We start from the raw sequence: 15,874 nt of genomic DNA on the forward strand, positions 1-15,874 counted from the left end.
GATATTAACATGGAGAGAAAAATTTTGCATATTGATATGGATGCATTTTATGCTTCTATTGAAATGAGAGATAATCCAGAGTACTTAAATAAGCCATTAGTGATTGCTAGAAATCCTAAACATACTGCTGGAAAGGGAGTTGTAGCAACCGCTAATTATGTTGCTAGAAAGTATGGAATTCATTCTGCAATGAGTGCTCAAAAAGCATTAGATAAGTGTCCTCATGCAATTTTTAAAACTCCTGATTTTGCTAAATATCGCCGAGTATCCAGTCAAATTCATACAATATTTCATGAGTACACTGATAAAATTGAAAATGTAGCACTAGATGAAGCATATCTTGACATTACAGAAAATAAGTTAGGTATAAAATCAGCAGTAGAAGTTGCCTGTAGAATTCAAAGAGAAATTTATTTAAAAACTAAATTAACTTGTTCTACAGGAGTTTCGTATAATAAATTTCTAGCTAAATTAGCATCTGATTACTCTAAACCATTTGGAATAACAGTTGTGACACCAGATGATGTACAAGATTTTTTATTTAATATGCCAATTAAGAAATTTAGAGGCGTAGGTAAAAAAACATTACCTAAAATGTATGAGGAAGGGATATACTATGGTATTGATTTATACAATAAGAAAGAAATAGACTTAATTAATAAATTTGGTAAAATTGGACATATATTATATCAGCGTGTACGTGGTATAGATATGAGGCCAGTTGAATGGAAAAGAGAACGAAAATCTGTTGGCAAGGAGCGGACATTTGATCAACCTTTAAAAACAGTTGAAGAGGTTGATAGTCAGTTAAGATTGATAGCTACAAAACTTGTAGGTATAACGACAAGTAGACAAATTAGGGGAAAAACTTTAGTTATTAAAGTTAGAAATAATGATTTTGAAACGGTAACAAAGAGAACTACACTTCAAGATTATATTCCTAATGATGTAGAAAATATAGTTTTTTATGGAAAACAATTATTTGAAGAAGTACAAGACATAGATATAGATGTTAGGCTATTGGGCTTGACTTTGACAAATTTAGATACTGTAAATTTTGAAAATATGAGCTTACCTATTTAAAGTTTAATAATGATAGTGTAGCATATTACTTATAATGTAAGTGAGGTAATAAACATGAAACTACTAATGATTGAAGATAACAAATCAGTATGTGAAATGATGTCCATGTTTTTTGAAAAAGAAAAATGGGACGTAGAATATGCTTATGATGGTATTTCTGCAGTAGAAAAATTTAAAGAAAAATCTGATGAGTGGGATATGATCACACTTGACTTGAATTTACCTGGAATGGATGGAATGCAAGTTAATGCTGAAATAAGAAAAATTTCAAGTACTGTTCCAATCATAATTTTGACTGCTAGAGATTCTGAAAGTGATCAGATTTTAGGCTTAGAAATGGGAGCAGATGAGTATGTTTCCAAGCCATTTTCACCAATAACATTAATTGCAAGAATTAAAGCCCTTCATCGTCGTGCTCAAATTTCTGCATTAGGAAGCAGCAAACAGAACAAGGTAGATGATGACTTTGATGTTAAAACAGATCATTTTAAACTAAATTCTAGTACTAGAGAAGCTTACTTGAATGACAATAGGATTGATGGTCTAACACCAAAAGAATTTGACTTGTTAAGAGTATTAGCAAAAAAACCACGTCAAGTATTCTCTAGAGAACAATTATTGCAATTGGTATGGGATTATGAATACTATGGTGATGAAAGAACAGTTGATGCACATATTAAAAAGCTAAGACAAAAAATTGAAAAAGTTGGTCCACAAGTTATACAAACTGTGTGGGGTGTTGGATATAAGTTTGATGATACAGAGGCAGAATAATGAAATTTATATATCAACAAATGCTGGCTTTTTTGTCTATTATAATTATTTTGTCTGGAACGTTAGCGATGGTCTTTTTTCATTTAACTAAGGAAATGACGTATGAAAATGCCTGGCAACAGATGCAAGGCTATGCTTATACTTTAAGAAAAGAAGCTCTTAAATTGACGACGGATAAAGCCGGAAAGACAATAATTGTATTGAATGTCTCACAATTAAAAGCTACAGAAAAATTATTATCAGCACAAAACACACATTTTACTATTTATACAAGTAGAACAGACGTGTTATATCCTGACAATTCAGTCATTCGTGAGAATAGAAGTATTAGTAAGGCTGATTGGAAAAAGTTGATAGCAGGTAATATTGTTAAGAGAAAACAGGACTTTAGACCAAGAAAAAGTAAGAGTGAAGTAGATGGGTCGGATGTTAAAATAACGGATATTTACGCCCCTTGTTTTGATTATCAAGGAAATTTAGTAGCTGTTATTAAAGTAGGTGAAGACTTATCTAATATCACACAGAACCTACAAATTATAAGACGAAATGTAGTTTTGACCGTTGCCTTTGCAATTTTAGTAGGAGTTATTTTAAGTATCATAATTGCCCATTTCTTAACTAAAAAAATAGCTCGATTGAGAAATGCTACAGACCTAGTTGCTGCGGGAAATTTTGATGTGCATTTAGATACTAATGGTGACAGTGAATTAGATAAATTAACATTGGACTTCAATTCAATGGTACAATCATTGCGTGAATCAAATGAAGAAATAAAGCGTCAAGAAGAACGTAGACGTCAATTTTTTGCTGATGCAGCACATGAAATGAGGACACCATTAACTACTATTAACGGGTTACTTGAGGGCTTGGCATATGATGCTATTCCTGAAGAAAGCAAAGAGAAAAGTATTGAATTAATGCGTAATGAAACTAAACGTTTGATAAGATTAGTAAATGAAAATTTAGACTATGAAAAAATTAGATCAGGACAAATTGAACTTTCCAAAACTGAGTTTGATGTTGTTCAAGTTTTAAATAATATTATTAAGCAATTAAGAAATAAAGCTGAACAAGTAGGAGATAAATTTGAATTGTATACACCTGATAAATTAATGGTTTATGCAGATTATGATAGGTTAGTTCAAATTATTTTTAATATTACACAAAATGCGATACAATTTACAGAAAATGGTGTAATTAGCATCTCTGCTGAAAAAGGAAATGAAGAAACAATTATTCGCATCTCTGATAATGGAATTGGTATGAACGAAGAACAATTAAGAAATATTTGGGAACGATATTATAAAGCTGATCCTTCAAGAAAAAATACCAAGTATGGCGAATCTGGATTAGGATTATCTATTGTTCATCAATTAATGCAATTACATCAAGGAAGCGTTACTGTTGAAAGTAAGGAAGGAAAGGGGACAACCTTTACTTTATGTTTTCCAAATAAAAATAAGTTAAGTAAAATTTAGATTATTTAAGGATACAGTTGAACAAGGAGGTTTGACTGTATTTTCTTGTAGAGGGGTGGAGATTTTTTGAAAAAAGAAATATCTTTATTCGCTGTATTGCTAGGCTCTTTTTGTACTAGCTTTGAAATGAGTTTTATTTGGCCATTAACAAGTGTTTATTTGCACGACAATCTGCATATTTCACTCGCACTAGTGGGCTTAGTGTTATTTTTTAATTCTTTGGCTAGTGTAATTGGAAATATATTTGGTGGATTAGGATTTGATAAATTGAATCCATATTATTTATTGTTATTAGGCGGAGGAGTTACAACCTTATCCCTAGTTGTTTTAGTATTTTTCCACCAAGCTTTACCGTTTTCTATCTGTCTATTCTTTTTAGGATTAAGTGCAGGATGGAATGGAACTCTAATAAGTGCGTTAGGTGCGATATTGAAGAAATATGACGGTAATTATGTGTTTAATATGATTTATTTTATCCAAAATCTTGGAATTGTTATTGGGTCTTCAACTGTAGGTTTCCTATATGATTGGAATATAAAGTTGCCATTTATAGCTGCTATGCTAATTAGTTTTGGCTTTTTGTTAGTTGTAATGATAGGATTTCGTGTATTGAAGGACGAAAACATACATGGTAATACCCATAAACATAGTAAAGTTAAGGTTGTTTTACCAAAAATAAACATGTATTTAATCTATAGTTTATTTGCGATGTTGTTGGTTACTTGGACAATGTATCAACAATGGGGAAGTAATGTTTCAGTATATATTACAAGTTTAGGAATACCATTTCGTTACTATAGTGTTTTATGGACTATCAATGCAGGATTAATATTGGTAATTCAAATTTTTATTGTTAGATTAAGACATCTAATAAAGAATAATTATCTTCCAATTTACTTTGGTATATTTACTTTTGCGTTATCTTTTGTAGTTTTATTTTTTGCTAAACAATATTATTTATTTGTCGTAGCAATGGTCCTACTGACATTTGGGGAGGCTTTAGCTTTTCCTCAAGTTCCAGTTATTATTAATCAACTGACACCAAATGAAGTTAAAGGTAAATATCTTGGTTTAGTTAATTCATTTGGAAGTGCTGGAAGAGCAATCGCCCCTTTATTTGGTGGATTGGTTATTGAAGGTTTTGGATATAGAAATTTATTTTTAATTGCGATAATTTTTAATTTAGCAATATTAGTAATAGTGTATTTAGTTAGATTAAGAGTCGGAAATAACGTAAAAAATTATTAATAGATGTTAATAGATTTAATAGAATATATAGAAAATACAGGATCAATTTATAATTTATAGATTGATTCTGTATTTTTTATGGTGATGTTGAAATATTAAGCATTTAGATTGTATTTGAAATAGTATATAATTAAATTTATAACATTATTAAATTTTTATTTTGAAGGGAATTAAAATGAAATTTGATACGAGTAGATTTATATTTATAGTTAAAGGATTATTAGTTGGAGCGACAGTAGGAATTGTAGTTAGTTTATTTCGACTATTAATTGAAAAATTTTTAGTACTTATCAAGTTTTTGTTTATGCAAGCCCATAATAATTCAATCTATTTTATAATTTTAGCAATTATAATGTTGGTATCTTTAATAGCTAATTCAAAATTCATTAAGGATGAACCAAATATTAAGGGATCAGGTATTCCCCAAGTCGAAGGACAACTTGCTGGAGAATTGGAAATGAACTGGTGGTCTGTTCTTTGGCGTAAATGGGTTGGTGGAATTTTAAGTATCGGAATAGGCCTATTTTTAGGGCGTGAAGGTCCATCAATTCAATTAGGAGCAGCAGTAGGACAGGGGATAGCTGAAAGAACAAATCATCGCGGTTCTGGTAGAAGAATTTTAATTGCTGGAGGAGCTTCAGCAGGATTATCTGCAGCTTTTAATGCACCAATTGCATCAACATTATTTATTCTTGAAGAGGTTTATCATAATTTTTCTCCATTAGTTTGGACAACTTCTTTAGCAGCGGCAATTGCAGCTAATTTTGTTTCTTTAAATTTTTTTGGTTTAACACCAGTATTACATATGTCTTATAAATTAGCTTTTCCCATTCATTATTATATCCATCTAGTATTATTGGGAATTTTTTTAGGACTCTTAGGGTATGTTTATCAATACTTAACTTTAAATGTCGATAGATTTTATAAACTATTTAAATTTATCCCTAGTAATTGGTTAGCAATAATTCCCATAATATTATTATTTCCTTTAGGGTACTTTTTACCAGACACTTTAGGTGGAGGTAATAGTTTAATTCTTGAAATAGGTGGTAATATTCCGACGGTATGGCTGCTTTTAGGTATTTTCTTATTAAGATTACTATTTTCTACTTTATCTTACGGTAGTGGATTGCCTGGTGGAATTTTCTTGCCTATTTTGACAATTGGAGCTACTTTAGGAGCTTTATATGGAGTTGTTGCAGCTCATTTTGGTTTATTGCCAGATAAATATATTGTTGACTGTATTATTTATGCCATGGCAGGTTATTTTGCTTGTATAGGGAAAGCACCATTTACGGCGATTCTCTTAATTACCGAAATGGTAGGTTCTTTGCATCATTTAATGCCATTAGCAGTCGTATCACTAACAGCATATACAGTTGTTGATTTATTACGTGGACGCCCAATTTACGAAGCATTGTTAGAAAAATCTCTTAAACGTTATACACCACATCCAGATGAGTTTACAGATCAATTAGAAATTCCTGTATTTGCAGGTTCATATTTACAAGACAAACAAGTTAGAGATATAACATGGCCTAAAGAATGCTTATTAGTGGCAATTCAACGTGGAGAAAAACAAACAATCCCACATGGTGATACGTTAATTAGAAGTGGTGATACTCTTGTAATTGAGACTGGAGATGCTCATCGTGCAGAAGTGGCAAGAAAAATTGGACATATTGCTAATGACATTTCCAACTGGAAAAACTAGTAAAGATATGTTAAATTAGAGTATATGTATTACTGTATAAGGAAAAGGAGGTTTTCCTTTTGTATAATGTGTTATTAACATTATTAGTTATTATCTCAATATTAATAATTATCGCTGTGATGATGCAGCCTGCTAAAAATGATAATGCTTCAACTGCTCTTTCAGGCGGTTCAAGTGAGTTATTTAGTAAGCAAAAACCACGTGGATTTGAAGCGTTTATGCAAAAAGTAACAACAATTTTAGGAATTTTATTTTTTGTGATAGGTTTGGCATTGGTTTATTTGTCATCTCACTAATTACTATAAACCTCCTGTTAATTTACAGGGGGTTTTTCTATACAAATTATTTAATAAATGACGAGGAATTAAATGGATAAAGAAAAATTACAAGAAAAGCTATTACAAATTTTTGAAGCTGAACCACAAAAAAAATTCCAAGTTCAAGATTTAGTTAAAGTTCTTGACATGGAAGGAGCAGGTCAATTCAAATTTGTAGTACAAGCTTTAGCAGATTTAGAACATAATAAGCAAATAAAATTATCTGAAGATGATACATTTAGTTTAATAGTAAAAGAAAGTCCTAAAACTTTTGAGGGAGTCTTTCACGCTAATGATAGAGGATTTGGTTTTGTATCAGTAGATGATGAAGAATTGGATGATTTCTTTATTAGTCCTACACAAACTTTAGCTGCATTGAACGGCGACCGTGTTGTAGTCGAAATGATCAGTGAAGGTGATCCTGAAATTAGCAAGCGTCCTGAAGGTAAGGTTATCGAAATTATTGACCATGCTCTAACACAAGTTGTTGGAGAATTTCGTGTTGATCCAGATGAAATCATGCCAGATGGATATATTGGAACAGTACATTTAAAAGATAAAAAATTATCTAATATCAAGTGTTTTATTGAAGAAAAAGGGCTACATCCAGTACCCGGGGAAGTTATTTTAGCTGATATCACTTCCTATCCTACACAGACACTACCAAATATAATTAAGGCAGTAGCTGTTAAAGTTATTGGTAATGTTAACGATCCAGGAATGGATATTTTAGAAATTGTATACCAACACAACATTCCAACTGAATTTCCAGAAGAAGTGTTAGAACAAATTTCTAAGATTCCAGACTATGTTACAGAAGAAGAAAAGGTTGGTCGTGTAGACTTAACTGATCAAGATCTTGTTACTATTGATAGTATAGAATCTAAGGACTTGGATGATGCTGTAAATGTTTGGAAACTTCCTAATGGAAATTATCATTTAGGAGTACATATTGCTGATGTTTCACATTATGTAAAACCTAAAACACCTTTAGATAAAGAGGCTTTTGAACGAGGTACTTCTGTTTATTTAACAGACAGAGTTATTCCAATGTTACCTCCTAAATTATCTAATGGTATATGTTCTTTAAATCCACATGTAGAACGTTTAGCAATGACATGTGAAATGGAAATTAATGCTGATGGAGAAGTTGTAAATCATAAAATTTTCCCAAGTGTCATTAAATCAACTGAAAGAATGACATATAAGGCAATCAATAAAATTTTAGAATCTGATGATGAAAAAACTAAAGAACGCTATGCAGATTTAGTACCTATGTTTAAAGACATGGCTGAATTACATAAGATTTTAGTTAAAATGAGAAAACGTCGTGGTGCAATTGATTTTGATGCCCCTGAAGCAAAAATCATTGTAGATGAATTAGGACATCCAATTGATATTGAATTACGTGAACGTGGAACTAGTGAAAGAATGGTCGAGTCATTCATGTTAGCAGCTAATGAAACTGTTGCGGCTCACTATAATAAATTACATGTACCATTTGTATACCGTATTCATGAAACACCAACTCCAGAAAAAATAACAACATTCTTTGAAGCTCTTAATAGTTTAGGAATAGAAGTTACTGGTAGAAGTAATGATGTTAAACCTAAGATGTTACAAAATATCTTGAAGAAGGTAGCAGGTAAACCAGAAGAAGCAATGGTATCAACAATGTTGCTTCGTTCTATGCAACAAGCTAAATACTCACCTGACCCATTGGGACATTTTGGTTTAGCAGCTAAAGATTATACTCACTTTACTTCCCCAATTAGACGTTATCCTGACTTGATGGTACATCGTTTGATTAGATACTATAAAGAAAATGGTACATCTGAACAAGTTCAAGAAAAGTATCGTAACAAATTAGACGAAATTACACTTCACAGTTCACAAATGGAAAGACAAGCAATTGACGCTGAACGTGATACTGATGCAATGAAGAAGGCTGAATTTATGGCTGATAGAGTTGGAGAAACATTCCCAGCTGTAGTTAGCTCAGTTACAAAATTTGGAATGTTTATTGCGCTTGAGAATACTGTAGAAGGTTTAATTCATATTAGTGAGATGAAAGATGACTATTACGTATTCCTTGAAAAGCAAATGGCGTTAGTTGGTCGTCATTCTAAACGAACATTTAAGATTGGACAACCAATTGAAGTTAAACTAATTAATGTTAATGTCGAACAAAAAGAGATAGACTTTAAATTAGAGGGTGTCAAAGATATTCCTAAGTCTGATTTATTAGAGGGTGTTGAATTACCTGAATTTAAACCACGTGATAATAATAAACGTCGTTTTAAAGATAAGGATAAAAAACGTTCACATGGCAATAAGAAGTACCATGGTAAAGATAAGAAAAACTTTAAAGGTGGACAAAAGCCTTTCTACAAAAATGGTAATAAAAATAGATTTAATCATTCTAATAAGAAAGGTCGACGTTCAAGATAAGTTTATTGATAAGGGTGTGAGATAAGTGGCAAAAAGTAAGCCTAAAGATAATGCTTTAGCACAAAATCGTAAAGCACGCCATGATTATAATATTTTAGAGACTTATGAGGCTGGAATTGCTTTAACTGGGACAGAAATAAAATCTGTACGTGCTAGCCGAATTAATTTAAAAGACGGTTTTGCGCAAGTTAAAAATGGTGAAGTTTGGCTAATGAATGTTCATATTTCTTTATACGATCAAGGAAATATTTTTAATCATGATCCTTTAAGAAATAGAAAGTTATTATTACACAAAAAAGAGATTAAACATTTAAGTGAAGAAACTCAGAAAAAAGGGATTACGATAGTACCTTTGAAAGTATATATCAAAAATGGATTTGCCAAAGTATTGATAGGTATCGCACAAGGTAAACATGTCTATGACAAGCGTGAGACAATAAAACGTCGTGATCAAGAAAGAGAAATAAGAAGAACTTTGAAGAATTATGGATAGAAAAAACTCGTTGAGCATTTGTTCAACGAGTTTTTTTATGAATAATTAACGTTAAGATTATTATTTAGTTCAGTTTGCTTAGAACGTGAAGGATTACGCATTTTAGCCCAATAGTCTAAAATTGAAGCGATGCATAAGCATAATGGTTCATATTCTTTATGGGAGATTTCAAATTCTAAATAATTACCGCCGTCTGGAAGAGTTACTTCATGAATTTTCATAATGCAGTCTCTACCTTTAAAAACCTTATAGTTAAAAGTAAAGAGATTACCAAAAATAAACCAATTTAATTTTTTTACGAATAACATATCATGATTAATACCATAATACCTTCTAAGAGAACCAGCATAATGGCCATCTTCCAAAAATATAAATTTTGGAAAAAAACCTAGCGATTTTTGACGAGCTTCAGCTAATAACTTTCCCTGAATATTAAAAAGATCTATTCGGCCTTGGTGTCCGCCAAGATGGCCCGAAAGAAAGTAGATAATTTTTTTGTCTGAGTCTCTAAAAGTAAGCTGAGTCCCAACTTCGAACATATCTCGGCGTGTGTATAACTTACGAATTTGAATCACCCCCAATCATACGCTAATTATAGATTAATTAGTGTTCTTGATTTTCTCTAAGAACTTCTTCAATAGCCTTACCAACACCGTCAGAAGTATTAGTGTCAGCTATTCTTTTAGCTAACATTTTAACTTCGTTAGAGCCATTTTCCATTGCATAACTCATTCCAGCGACTTTTAACATAGAAACATCATTGTTATTGTCGCCAATTGCCATGACGTTATCCATAGGTATATTTAAATAGTCAGCATATGCTTGTAAAGCAATTCCTTTCTGAGCATTAACATGATTAATTTCAATGTTAGATTCAGAAGAAGAGGTTACAACAAGTTCAGAATTTTCACTGATTTCATCACGAATAGGATCTAAAACTTTCTTACCTTCAGAACTAAAGGCAACAATTTTGAAAACTTTGGTGTGCTTTTCATCTATAAGTTCCATATAGTCGTCAGTATAATTGATATTCATAAGTTCTAGACGATTAGAAGCCATGATAACAGCTAACTTATATGGAGTATCAGGACTAACTCGAGTTAAAAGTTCAGCAAAGTTTTCAATTCTTTTAGCTTTGTTATCAGAGTAGATGCCCTTTGAAGTGATTACTTCAGCGTAGAGTCCTTTTTTTCGTAATAAGCGAATGATTTTTTTAGCAGTAATTTTAGGTAGAGGAGAAGAACTTAAAACTTTTCCATTTTCATCTAAAACTTCAGCACCGTTAAGTGTAATCATAGGACTATTGAAATCAGCAGCCTCAATTAAAGGCTTGATTTCATTATATCCACGACCAGAGGAAACAATGAAGTGAACCCCATTTTTTTGTGCTTCTTTAATAGCATCGGCATTTCGTTTAGAAATTACCATTTTGTCATTTAAAAGTGTACCGTCCATATCTGAAGCGATTATTTGTATCATAAAGGAAGCCTCCCTAAAAAACTTTATACTACTAGTTTACCATGATATAGTGAAGAAAAGTAAATTTTAGAGACTAAGAATTTAGTGATAGTAATTAATCTTTAAATAAATTTATGATAGAATAGAAAACGAGGTGTTCATGTTGAAAACGTTTATACACAATGATTGGCAAGAAGTATTAGGTCCAGAATTTGAGAAACCTTATTATACAGAATTGCATAATTTTTTAAAAAATGAATATAAGACGCAGTATATTCACCCAGATATGTACCATATATACGAAGCCTTTGAATGGACGCCATTTTCAAAGGTAAAAGTTGTCATTTTAGGACAAGATCCTTATCATGGCCCTAATCAAGCTCATGGGTTAAGTTTTTCTGTGTTACCAGGCGTGGCTATTCCACCTTCATTACGGAATATCTACAAGGAGTTATACTCTGATTTAGGAATAAAACCTGTTAATCATGGTTATCTTGAAAAATGGGCTAAACAGGGTGTTTTAATGTTAAATTCAGTTTTAACAGTTAGAAATGGACAGGCATTTTCCCATCAAGGAAAAGGTTGGGAAAAATTGACGGATGAAGCGATTAAAAAGCTCTCAGAAAGACCAATGCCAGTTGTTTTTATATTGTGGGGAGCTGCTGCTAGAAAAAAGGCAGCTTTGATTGATAGAAAGAAGAATATCATTATTGAATCTCCACATCCTAGTCCTCTTTCTGCTAACAGAGGATTTTTTGGATCTCGTCCGTTTTCAAAAACTAACGCTGCTTTAGAGGCATTAGGTGAAACGCCGATAGATTGGCAATTACCAGAGAAAGTAGAATTGACAGAAAAGTAAATTAACCTTAATTTAATTTTAGAGGTGTTTTAAATGGATTTATTTGATAACTTAAAGCAAAAAGTTGCAGGAGCAAACAAAACAATAGTATTCCCAGAAGGACAAGAACCACGCATTTTTCGTGCAGCTATTCGATTGAAGAATGACGGTTTAGTAGTTCCTATTTTGTTAGGAAAAGTTGATGAAATTAAGCAAAATGCGGAAAATGAAGGGGTAGATTTAGGAGATATTGAATTAATTGATCCAAATACTTACCCTGAAGATAAATTTGCTGAAATGGTAGAAGCTTTTGTTGAACGCAGAAAAGGCAAAAATACTAAAGAACAAGCAGAAACAATGCTACGTGATGTAAATTATTTTGGAACAATGTTAGTTTACATGGATAAAGCTGATGGCTTAGTTTCAGGTGCTATTCATTCAACAGGGGATACAGTACGCCCAGCATTACAAATAATTAAAACAAAGCCAGGCGTAAGTAGAACAAGTGGTGCTTTTGTAATGGTTAAAGGTGATGAAAGATATTTATTTGCAGATTGCGCTATCAATATTAATCCAGGTGCACAAGAATTAGCTGAAATTGCTGTGGAAAGTGCAAACACTGCTAAAATTTTTGATATTGATCCACAAGTTGCAATGCTAAGTTTCTCTACAATGGGTTCAGCCAAATCAGATGAAGTAACAAAAGTTCAAGAAGCAGTAAAATTAGCTAAAGAATTAGCACCTAATGAAAAGATTGATGGAGAACTACAATTTGATGCAGCTTTTGTACCAGTTGTTGCTAAACAAAAGGCACCAGAATCAGAAGTTGCAGGACACGCTAATGTCTTTGTATTCCCAGAATTACAATCTGGAAATATTGGATATAAAATTGCACAAAGATTAGGAGGATTCGAAGCAATTGGACCTGTTCTTCAAGGGTTAAATAAACCTGTATCAGATTTATCAAGAGGTTCTGTTGAAGAAGATGTCTACAAGGTTGCAATTATTACAGCAGCTCAAGCTTTGATGTAAAACATGGAAATAGTAAGTAAAAAAGTAGAAGATACAGAAAAGTTGGCAAAAAAGATAGCTCAATTTTTAAAGCCTCAAGATATTATTTTGCTAGATGGAGATTTAGGTGCTGGTAAAACAACTTTCACTAAAGGACTTGCTTTAGGATTAGGAATTAAGAAAAATGTAAAAAGTCCAACATTTACAATTGTTAGAGAATATCATGAAGGTAGATTACCACTATATCATATGGATGTTTATCGTTTAGAAGATGCCAGTGCTGATGATATTGGCTTAGATGAATATTTTAACGGTGACGGTGTAAGTGTTGTTGAGTGGTCACAATTTATTGATGATGAATTACCTAATGAATATTTGATTATTCATATCATTAAAGATGAACAAAATGATGATCAGAGAAAGATAGTAATTGAGGCTAAAGGGGAACGTTATCAAGAATTGCTAGCGGAGTTATAATATTTGATGCTAATAAAAGCACTGTAGGATCTGATTACGTACAGAAGTCAGATCTTTACAGTGCTTTTGATTTATTTTATTTTAATGAATGGTTGTAACTGATCTTCACCAAAAAGATTAGCTTGGTAAAGTAAAATTTCAGCACAAGCAGTACTATCAAATAAAGCATTATGATGATGCTTTAAATCGATGTTTAAGTTATTACAAATTGTATCAAGCTTGTGATTCTCAAAATCTTTGAAAAATTTCTTACTAGTTCTAAGTGTATCTAATAGTTGATAATGTGGCAGGGTGATATCATAATGTTCTAGTGTTCTTAATAAAACACTGGAATCAAAACTTGCATTATGAGCAACAATTAGATTGTTAGGTGTAAAGAAATTTTGAATATGTGGCCAGAGTTCAGGAAAACTAGGTGCATTTTGTACTTGTTTTTCTGTAATTCCATGGACTTGAATATTTCTCCAAGAAAAATCAGTATCAGGCTTGATTAAAGAATAAAATTGATCGGCAATTTGATTATTTTTAACAACAGTTAGTGCTAAAGAACAGGCACTATATCTTTTAGGATTGGCTGTTTCAAAGTCAATTGCTACGAAATTCAAAAAATCACCTTCTGTTTTATAGATATATCTAGTCTAACAATTTTAGACTTAAAAAGCGAATAATATATTAATAACTAGATTTACAATTATAATCTAGCTATAGTATGTTAGAATTAAAAATGAAACTATTTAATAACGAGGGAATAAAATGACAACAAATGATTTAAGAGAATTGTTTTTGGATTTAAATGTTAAATTTGATGAAGAATTAAAGAAATATACAAATACAAAAACAGGAGGAAAAGCTGACGTATTAGCTTTTCCTGACAGTATTGAAGAAACTGAAAAATTAATTAAAATTGCTAAAAAAAATAATGTACCTTTGACAATTTTAGGAAATGCAAGCAATTTAATTGTTAAAGATGGTGGAATTAGAGGTCTAGTCGTAATTTTGCAACATCTAAATCAGATAACCGTTGATGGAACAAAAGTCACAGCACAAGCAGGAGCTTCTTTGATAGGAACAACCCGTGTAGCAGCTAAGCACAGTCTAACCGGAATGGAGTTTGCGTCAGGAATTCCTGGTAGTATTGGTGGAGCAATATTTATGAACGCTGGAGCTTACGGTGGGGAAATAAAAAACATTGTTGAATCTGTTAAGTTATTAACTCGTAATGGTGAATACAAAACTTATACTGTAGATGAGTTAGACTTTGGTTATCGCCATAGTCGTTTACAAAGTGAAGATGATATTGTAGTTGCTGCAACCTTTAAACTAGAACATGGTGATATAAAGAAAATTAGGGAAAGAATGGAAGAACTTAGCTTTTTAAGAGCTTCAAAACAACCTCTAGAGTATCCATCTTGTGGTAGTGTATTTAAACGTCCAGCAGGGCATTTTACAGGTAAATTAGTACATGACTCAGGATTGCAAGGATATACAGTAGGCGGTGTTCAAGTATCTAAAAAGCATGCTGGATTTATTGTGAATATTGGTAATGGTACTGGTAAAGATTATTTAGATGTTATTCATCATGTCCAAGCAGTTGTGAAGGAAAAATTTGATGTTGAATTAGAAACAGAAGTTAGGATAATTGGTGAAGATTAAAAATAAGAGAGGCTGGAAAAAACTATATTTTCAGATGAATTTTAGAAAATAGTTATATTAAAAACCGCTAGGAATCAACGATTTTAGTAATGTGATTTCTAGCGGCTTTTAAGTATTGAGACTTTTTTTAGCCTCTTATATTTCTAAATTATTTTGTTTTGCATATAAATAAATTGAGTGACGTCCAATAGCCACAGAAGCCCAGACAATTAATTGAATTATTGTCATAAAGATAACGAAGGTTAACATTCTAGCATTCCACATACCTATTAATAAATCAACCACCCATTTAGGACTAGTGAAGAGGTAAGCTGAATGAAGTCTTAAAAATCTACCAACATAAATTCCAATTGAGGAAAGAATTGTCAAAATAAAGGCCAATGATATTCTGAAAGGAATTGAACGTTTATTCCAACGAATAGCAATAACATTAATAAAGTGATCAAAACTCCATAATCCCATCAATGTACAACCTAGAGCACTTGAAATTAAATTAGTAAATTCTAGCCACATTTTTAATCTTAAAGTCATAAGACCTGTTGTAGGGTCGTACGGATTAAAACGTGCTAAATGGAACAAGTCTGTTAAGACATAAGGTGCATTGGGATAGAATAATAACCAGAAGAAAAATAAAAGCCAAAAAATAACAGGATTTTGTTTTTCGTTAATATGCATCGCTAATTCAACAGGGATATATCCTAAAAATGTATTTAAAAGTAAGAAACTAAAAAAAGTTCCGCGGCTATAATCAGCTATATAAATGTAAATCATAAATAAAACAAAGATTATTCGAATGAACCATTTTAATTTAGTAGGCATAAAAATTCACCACTTTTCCAATTCTCTTTAACTAACATTCTAACAAATATATTTGTCTAT

Annotated in this window: 16 protein-coding genes; 12 read left to right on the forward strand and 4 right to left on the reverse strand. The window is 31.7% G+C overall.

Features of this window, described 5'->3' with window-relative positions; translation table 11 throughout:
- Nucleotides 1-9 precede the first annotated feature (9 nt).
- The 8 genes from dinB (at nucleotide 10) to smpB (ending at nucleotide 9,558) form a co-directional block, all read left to right on the forward strand.
- Nucleotides 10-1,083 (forward strand): DNA polymerase IV, encoded by a 1,074-nt coding sequence (gene dinB, locus OZJ21_RS04675; RefSeq protein WP_003704482.1) that lies wholly within the window; start codon nucleotides 10-12, stop codon nucleotides 1,081-1,083.
- 54 nt (nucleotides 1,084-1,137) lie between these two features.
- Complete coding sequence (locus OZJ21_RS04680) at nucleotides 1,138-1,857, forward strand: response regulator transcription factor (protein WP_011476194.1); 720 nt, start codon at nucleotides 1,138-1,140, stop codon at nucleotides 1,855-1,857.
- Nucleotides 1,857-3,335 (forward strand): sensor histidine kinase, encoded by a 1,479-nt coding sequence (locus tag OZJ21_RS04685; protein WP_268857506.1) that lies wholly within the window; start codon nucleotides 1,857-1,859, stop codon nucleotides 3,333-3,335. Before OZJ21_RS04680 ends, OZJ21_RS04685 begins: the two co-directional genes overlap by 1 nt.
- Nucleotides 3,336-3,401: 66 nt before the next feature.
- Nucleotides 3,402-4,583, forward strand: coding sequence for an MFS transporter (locus OZJ21_RS04690; protein ID WP_178848198.1), 1,182 nt, complete (start codon nucleotides 3,402-3,404; stop codon nucleotides 4,581-4,583).
- A 175-nt stretch (nucleotides 4,584-4,758) separates the two neighbouring features.
- Nucleotides 4,759-6,297, forward strand: a complete 1,539-nt coding sequence (locus OZJ21_RS04695) for a ClC family H(+)/Cl(-) exchange transporter (RefSeq protein WP_003706561.1) — start codon at nucleotides 4,759-4,761, stop codon at nucleotides 6,295-6,297.
- 59 nt (nucleotides 6,298-6,356) lie between these two features.
- Nucleotides 6,357-6,593 carry a preprotein translocase subunit SecG gene (secG, locus tag OZJ21_RS04700; RefSeq protein WP_003700607.1) on the forward strand — a complete coding sequence of 79 codons (237 nt, stop codon included), beginning with the start codon at nucleotides 6,357-6,359 and terminating at the stop codon, nucleotides 6,591-6,593.
- 72 nt (nucleotides 6,594-6,665) lie between these two features.
- Entirely contained in the window at nucleotides 6,666-9,065 is a 2,400-nt protein-coding gene (gene rnr, locus OZJ21_RS04705) for a ribonuclease R (protein ID WP_003706562.1), read from the forward strand.
- Between the two features lie 25 nt (nucleotides 9,066-9,090).
- The gene (gene smpB / locus OZJ21_RS04710; RefSeq protein WP_003700605.1) at nucleotides 9,091-9,558 is read left to right on the forward strand and encodes an SsrA-binding protein SmpB; all 468 of its coding nucleotides are present in this window, start codon (nucleotides 9,091-9,093) and stop codon (nucleotides 9,556-9,558) included.
- Between the two features lie 35 nt (nucleotides 9,559-9,593).
- On the opposite strand, the gene OZJ21_RS04715 is transcribed toward smpB, so the two are convergent.
- Complete coding sequence (locus OZJ21_RS04715) at nucleotides 9,594-10,097, reverse strand: LURP-one-related/scramblase family protein (RefSeq protein ID WP_328284335.1); 504 nt, start codon at nucleotides 10,095-10,097, stop codon at nucleotides 9,594-9,596.
- A gap of 64 nt (nucleotides 10,098-10,161) precedes the next feature.
- On the reverse strand, nucleotides 10,162-11,037 hold the full coding sequence (locus OZJ21_RS04720; protein ID WP_003710459.1) for a Cof-type HAD-IIB family hydrolase: 876 nt from the start codon (nucleotides 11,035-11,037) through the stop codon (nucleotides 10,162-10,164).
- A gap of 139 nt (nucleotides 11,038-11,176) precedes the next feature.
- Between OZJ21_RS04720 and OZJ21_RS04725 the strand changes: the two genes are divergently transcribed.
- The 3 genes from OZJ21_RS04725 to tsaE are packed head-to-tail and all read left to right on the forward strand — an operon-like array spanning nucleotide 11,177 to nucleotide 13,342.
- The gene (locus OZJ21_RS04725) at nucleotides 11,177-11,875 is read left to right on the forward strand and encodes a uracil-DNA glycosylase (RefSeq protein ID WP_003706565.1); all 699 of its coding nucleotides are present in this window, start codon (nucleotides 11,177-11,179) and stop codon (nucleotides 11,873-11,875) included.
- Between the two features lie 33 nt (nucleotides 11,876-11,908).
- Complete coding sequence (gene pta / locus OZJ21_RS04730) at nucleotides 11,909-12,886, forward strand: phosphate acetyltransferase (RefSeq protein ID WP_003710455.1); 978 nt, start codon at nucleotides 11,909-11,911, stop codon at nucleotides 12,884-12,886.
- A gap of 3 nt (nucleotides 12,887-12,889) precedes the next feature.
- Nucleotides 12,890-13,342 carry a tRNA (adenosine(37)-N6)-threonylcarbamoyltransferase complex ATPase subunit type 1 TsaE gene (tsaE, locus tag OZJ21_RS04735; RefSeq protein ID WP_268857508.1) on the forward strand — a complete coding sequence of 151 codons (453 nt, stop codon included), beginning with the start codon at nucleotides 12,890-12,892 and terminating at the stop codon, nucleotides 13,340-13,342.
- Nucleotides 13,343-13,413: 71 nt separating this feature from the next.
- Here the strand turns inward: tsaE and OZJ21_RS04740 are convergent, their stop codons facing one another.
- Nucleotides 13,414-13,947, reverse strand: a complete 534-nt coding sequence (locus OZJ21_RS04740) for a 3'-5' exonuclease (RefSeq protein WP_003700597.1) — start codon at nucleotides 13,945-13,947, stop codon at nucleotides 13,414-13,416.
- Nucleotides 13,948-14,095: 148 nt separating this feature from the next.
- On the opposite strand from OZJ21_RS04740, the gene murB reads away from it, so the two are divergent.
- Nucleotides 14,096-14,995, forward strand: coding sequence for a UDP-N-acetylmuramate dehydrogenase (gene murB, locus OZJ21_RS04745; RefSeq protein ID WP_003700595.1), 900 nt, complete (start codon nucleotides 14,096-14,098; stop codon nucleotides 14,993-14,995).
- A gap of 135 nt (nucleotides 14,996-15,130) precedes the next feature.
- On the opposite strand, the gene OZJ21_RS04750 is transcribed toward murB, so the two are convergent.
- Nucleotides 15,131-15,814, reverse strand: coding sequence for a DUF1361 domain-containing protein (locus tag OZJ21_RS04750; RefSeq protein ID WP_223686802.1), 684 nt, complete (start codon nucleotides 15,812-15,814; stop codon nucleotides 15,131-15,133).
- Nucleotides 15,815-15,874 lie beyond the last annotated feature (60 nt).

The sequence above is a fragment of the Ligilactobacillus sp. UO.C109 genome (assembly GCF_026847815.1).
GTDB lineage: Bacteria > Bacillota > Bacilli > Lactobacillales > Lactobacillaceae > Ligilactobacillus > Ligilactobacillus salivarius.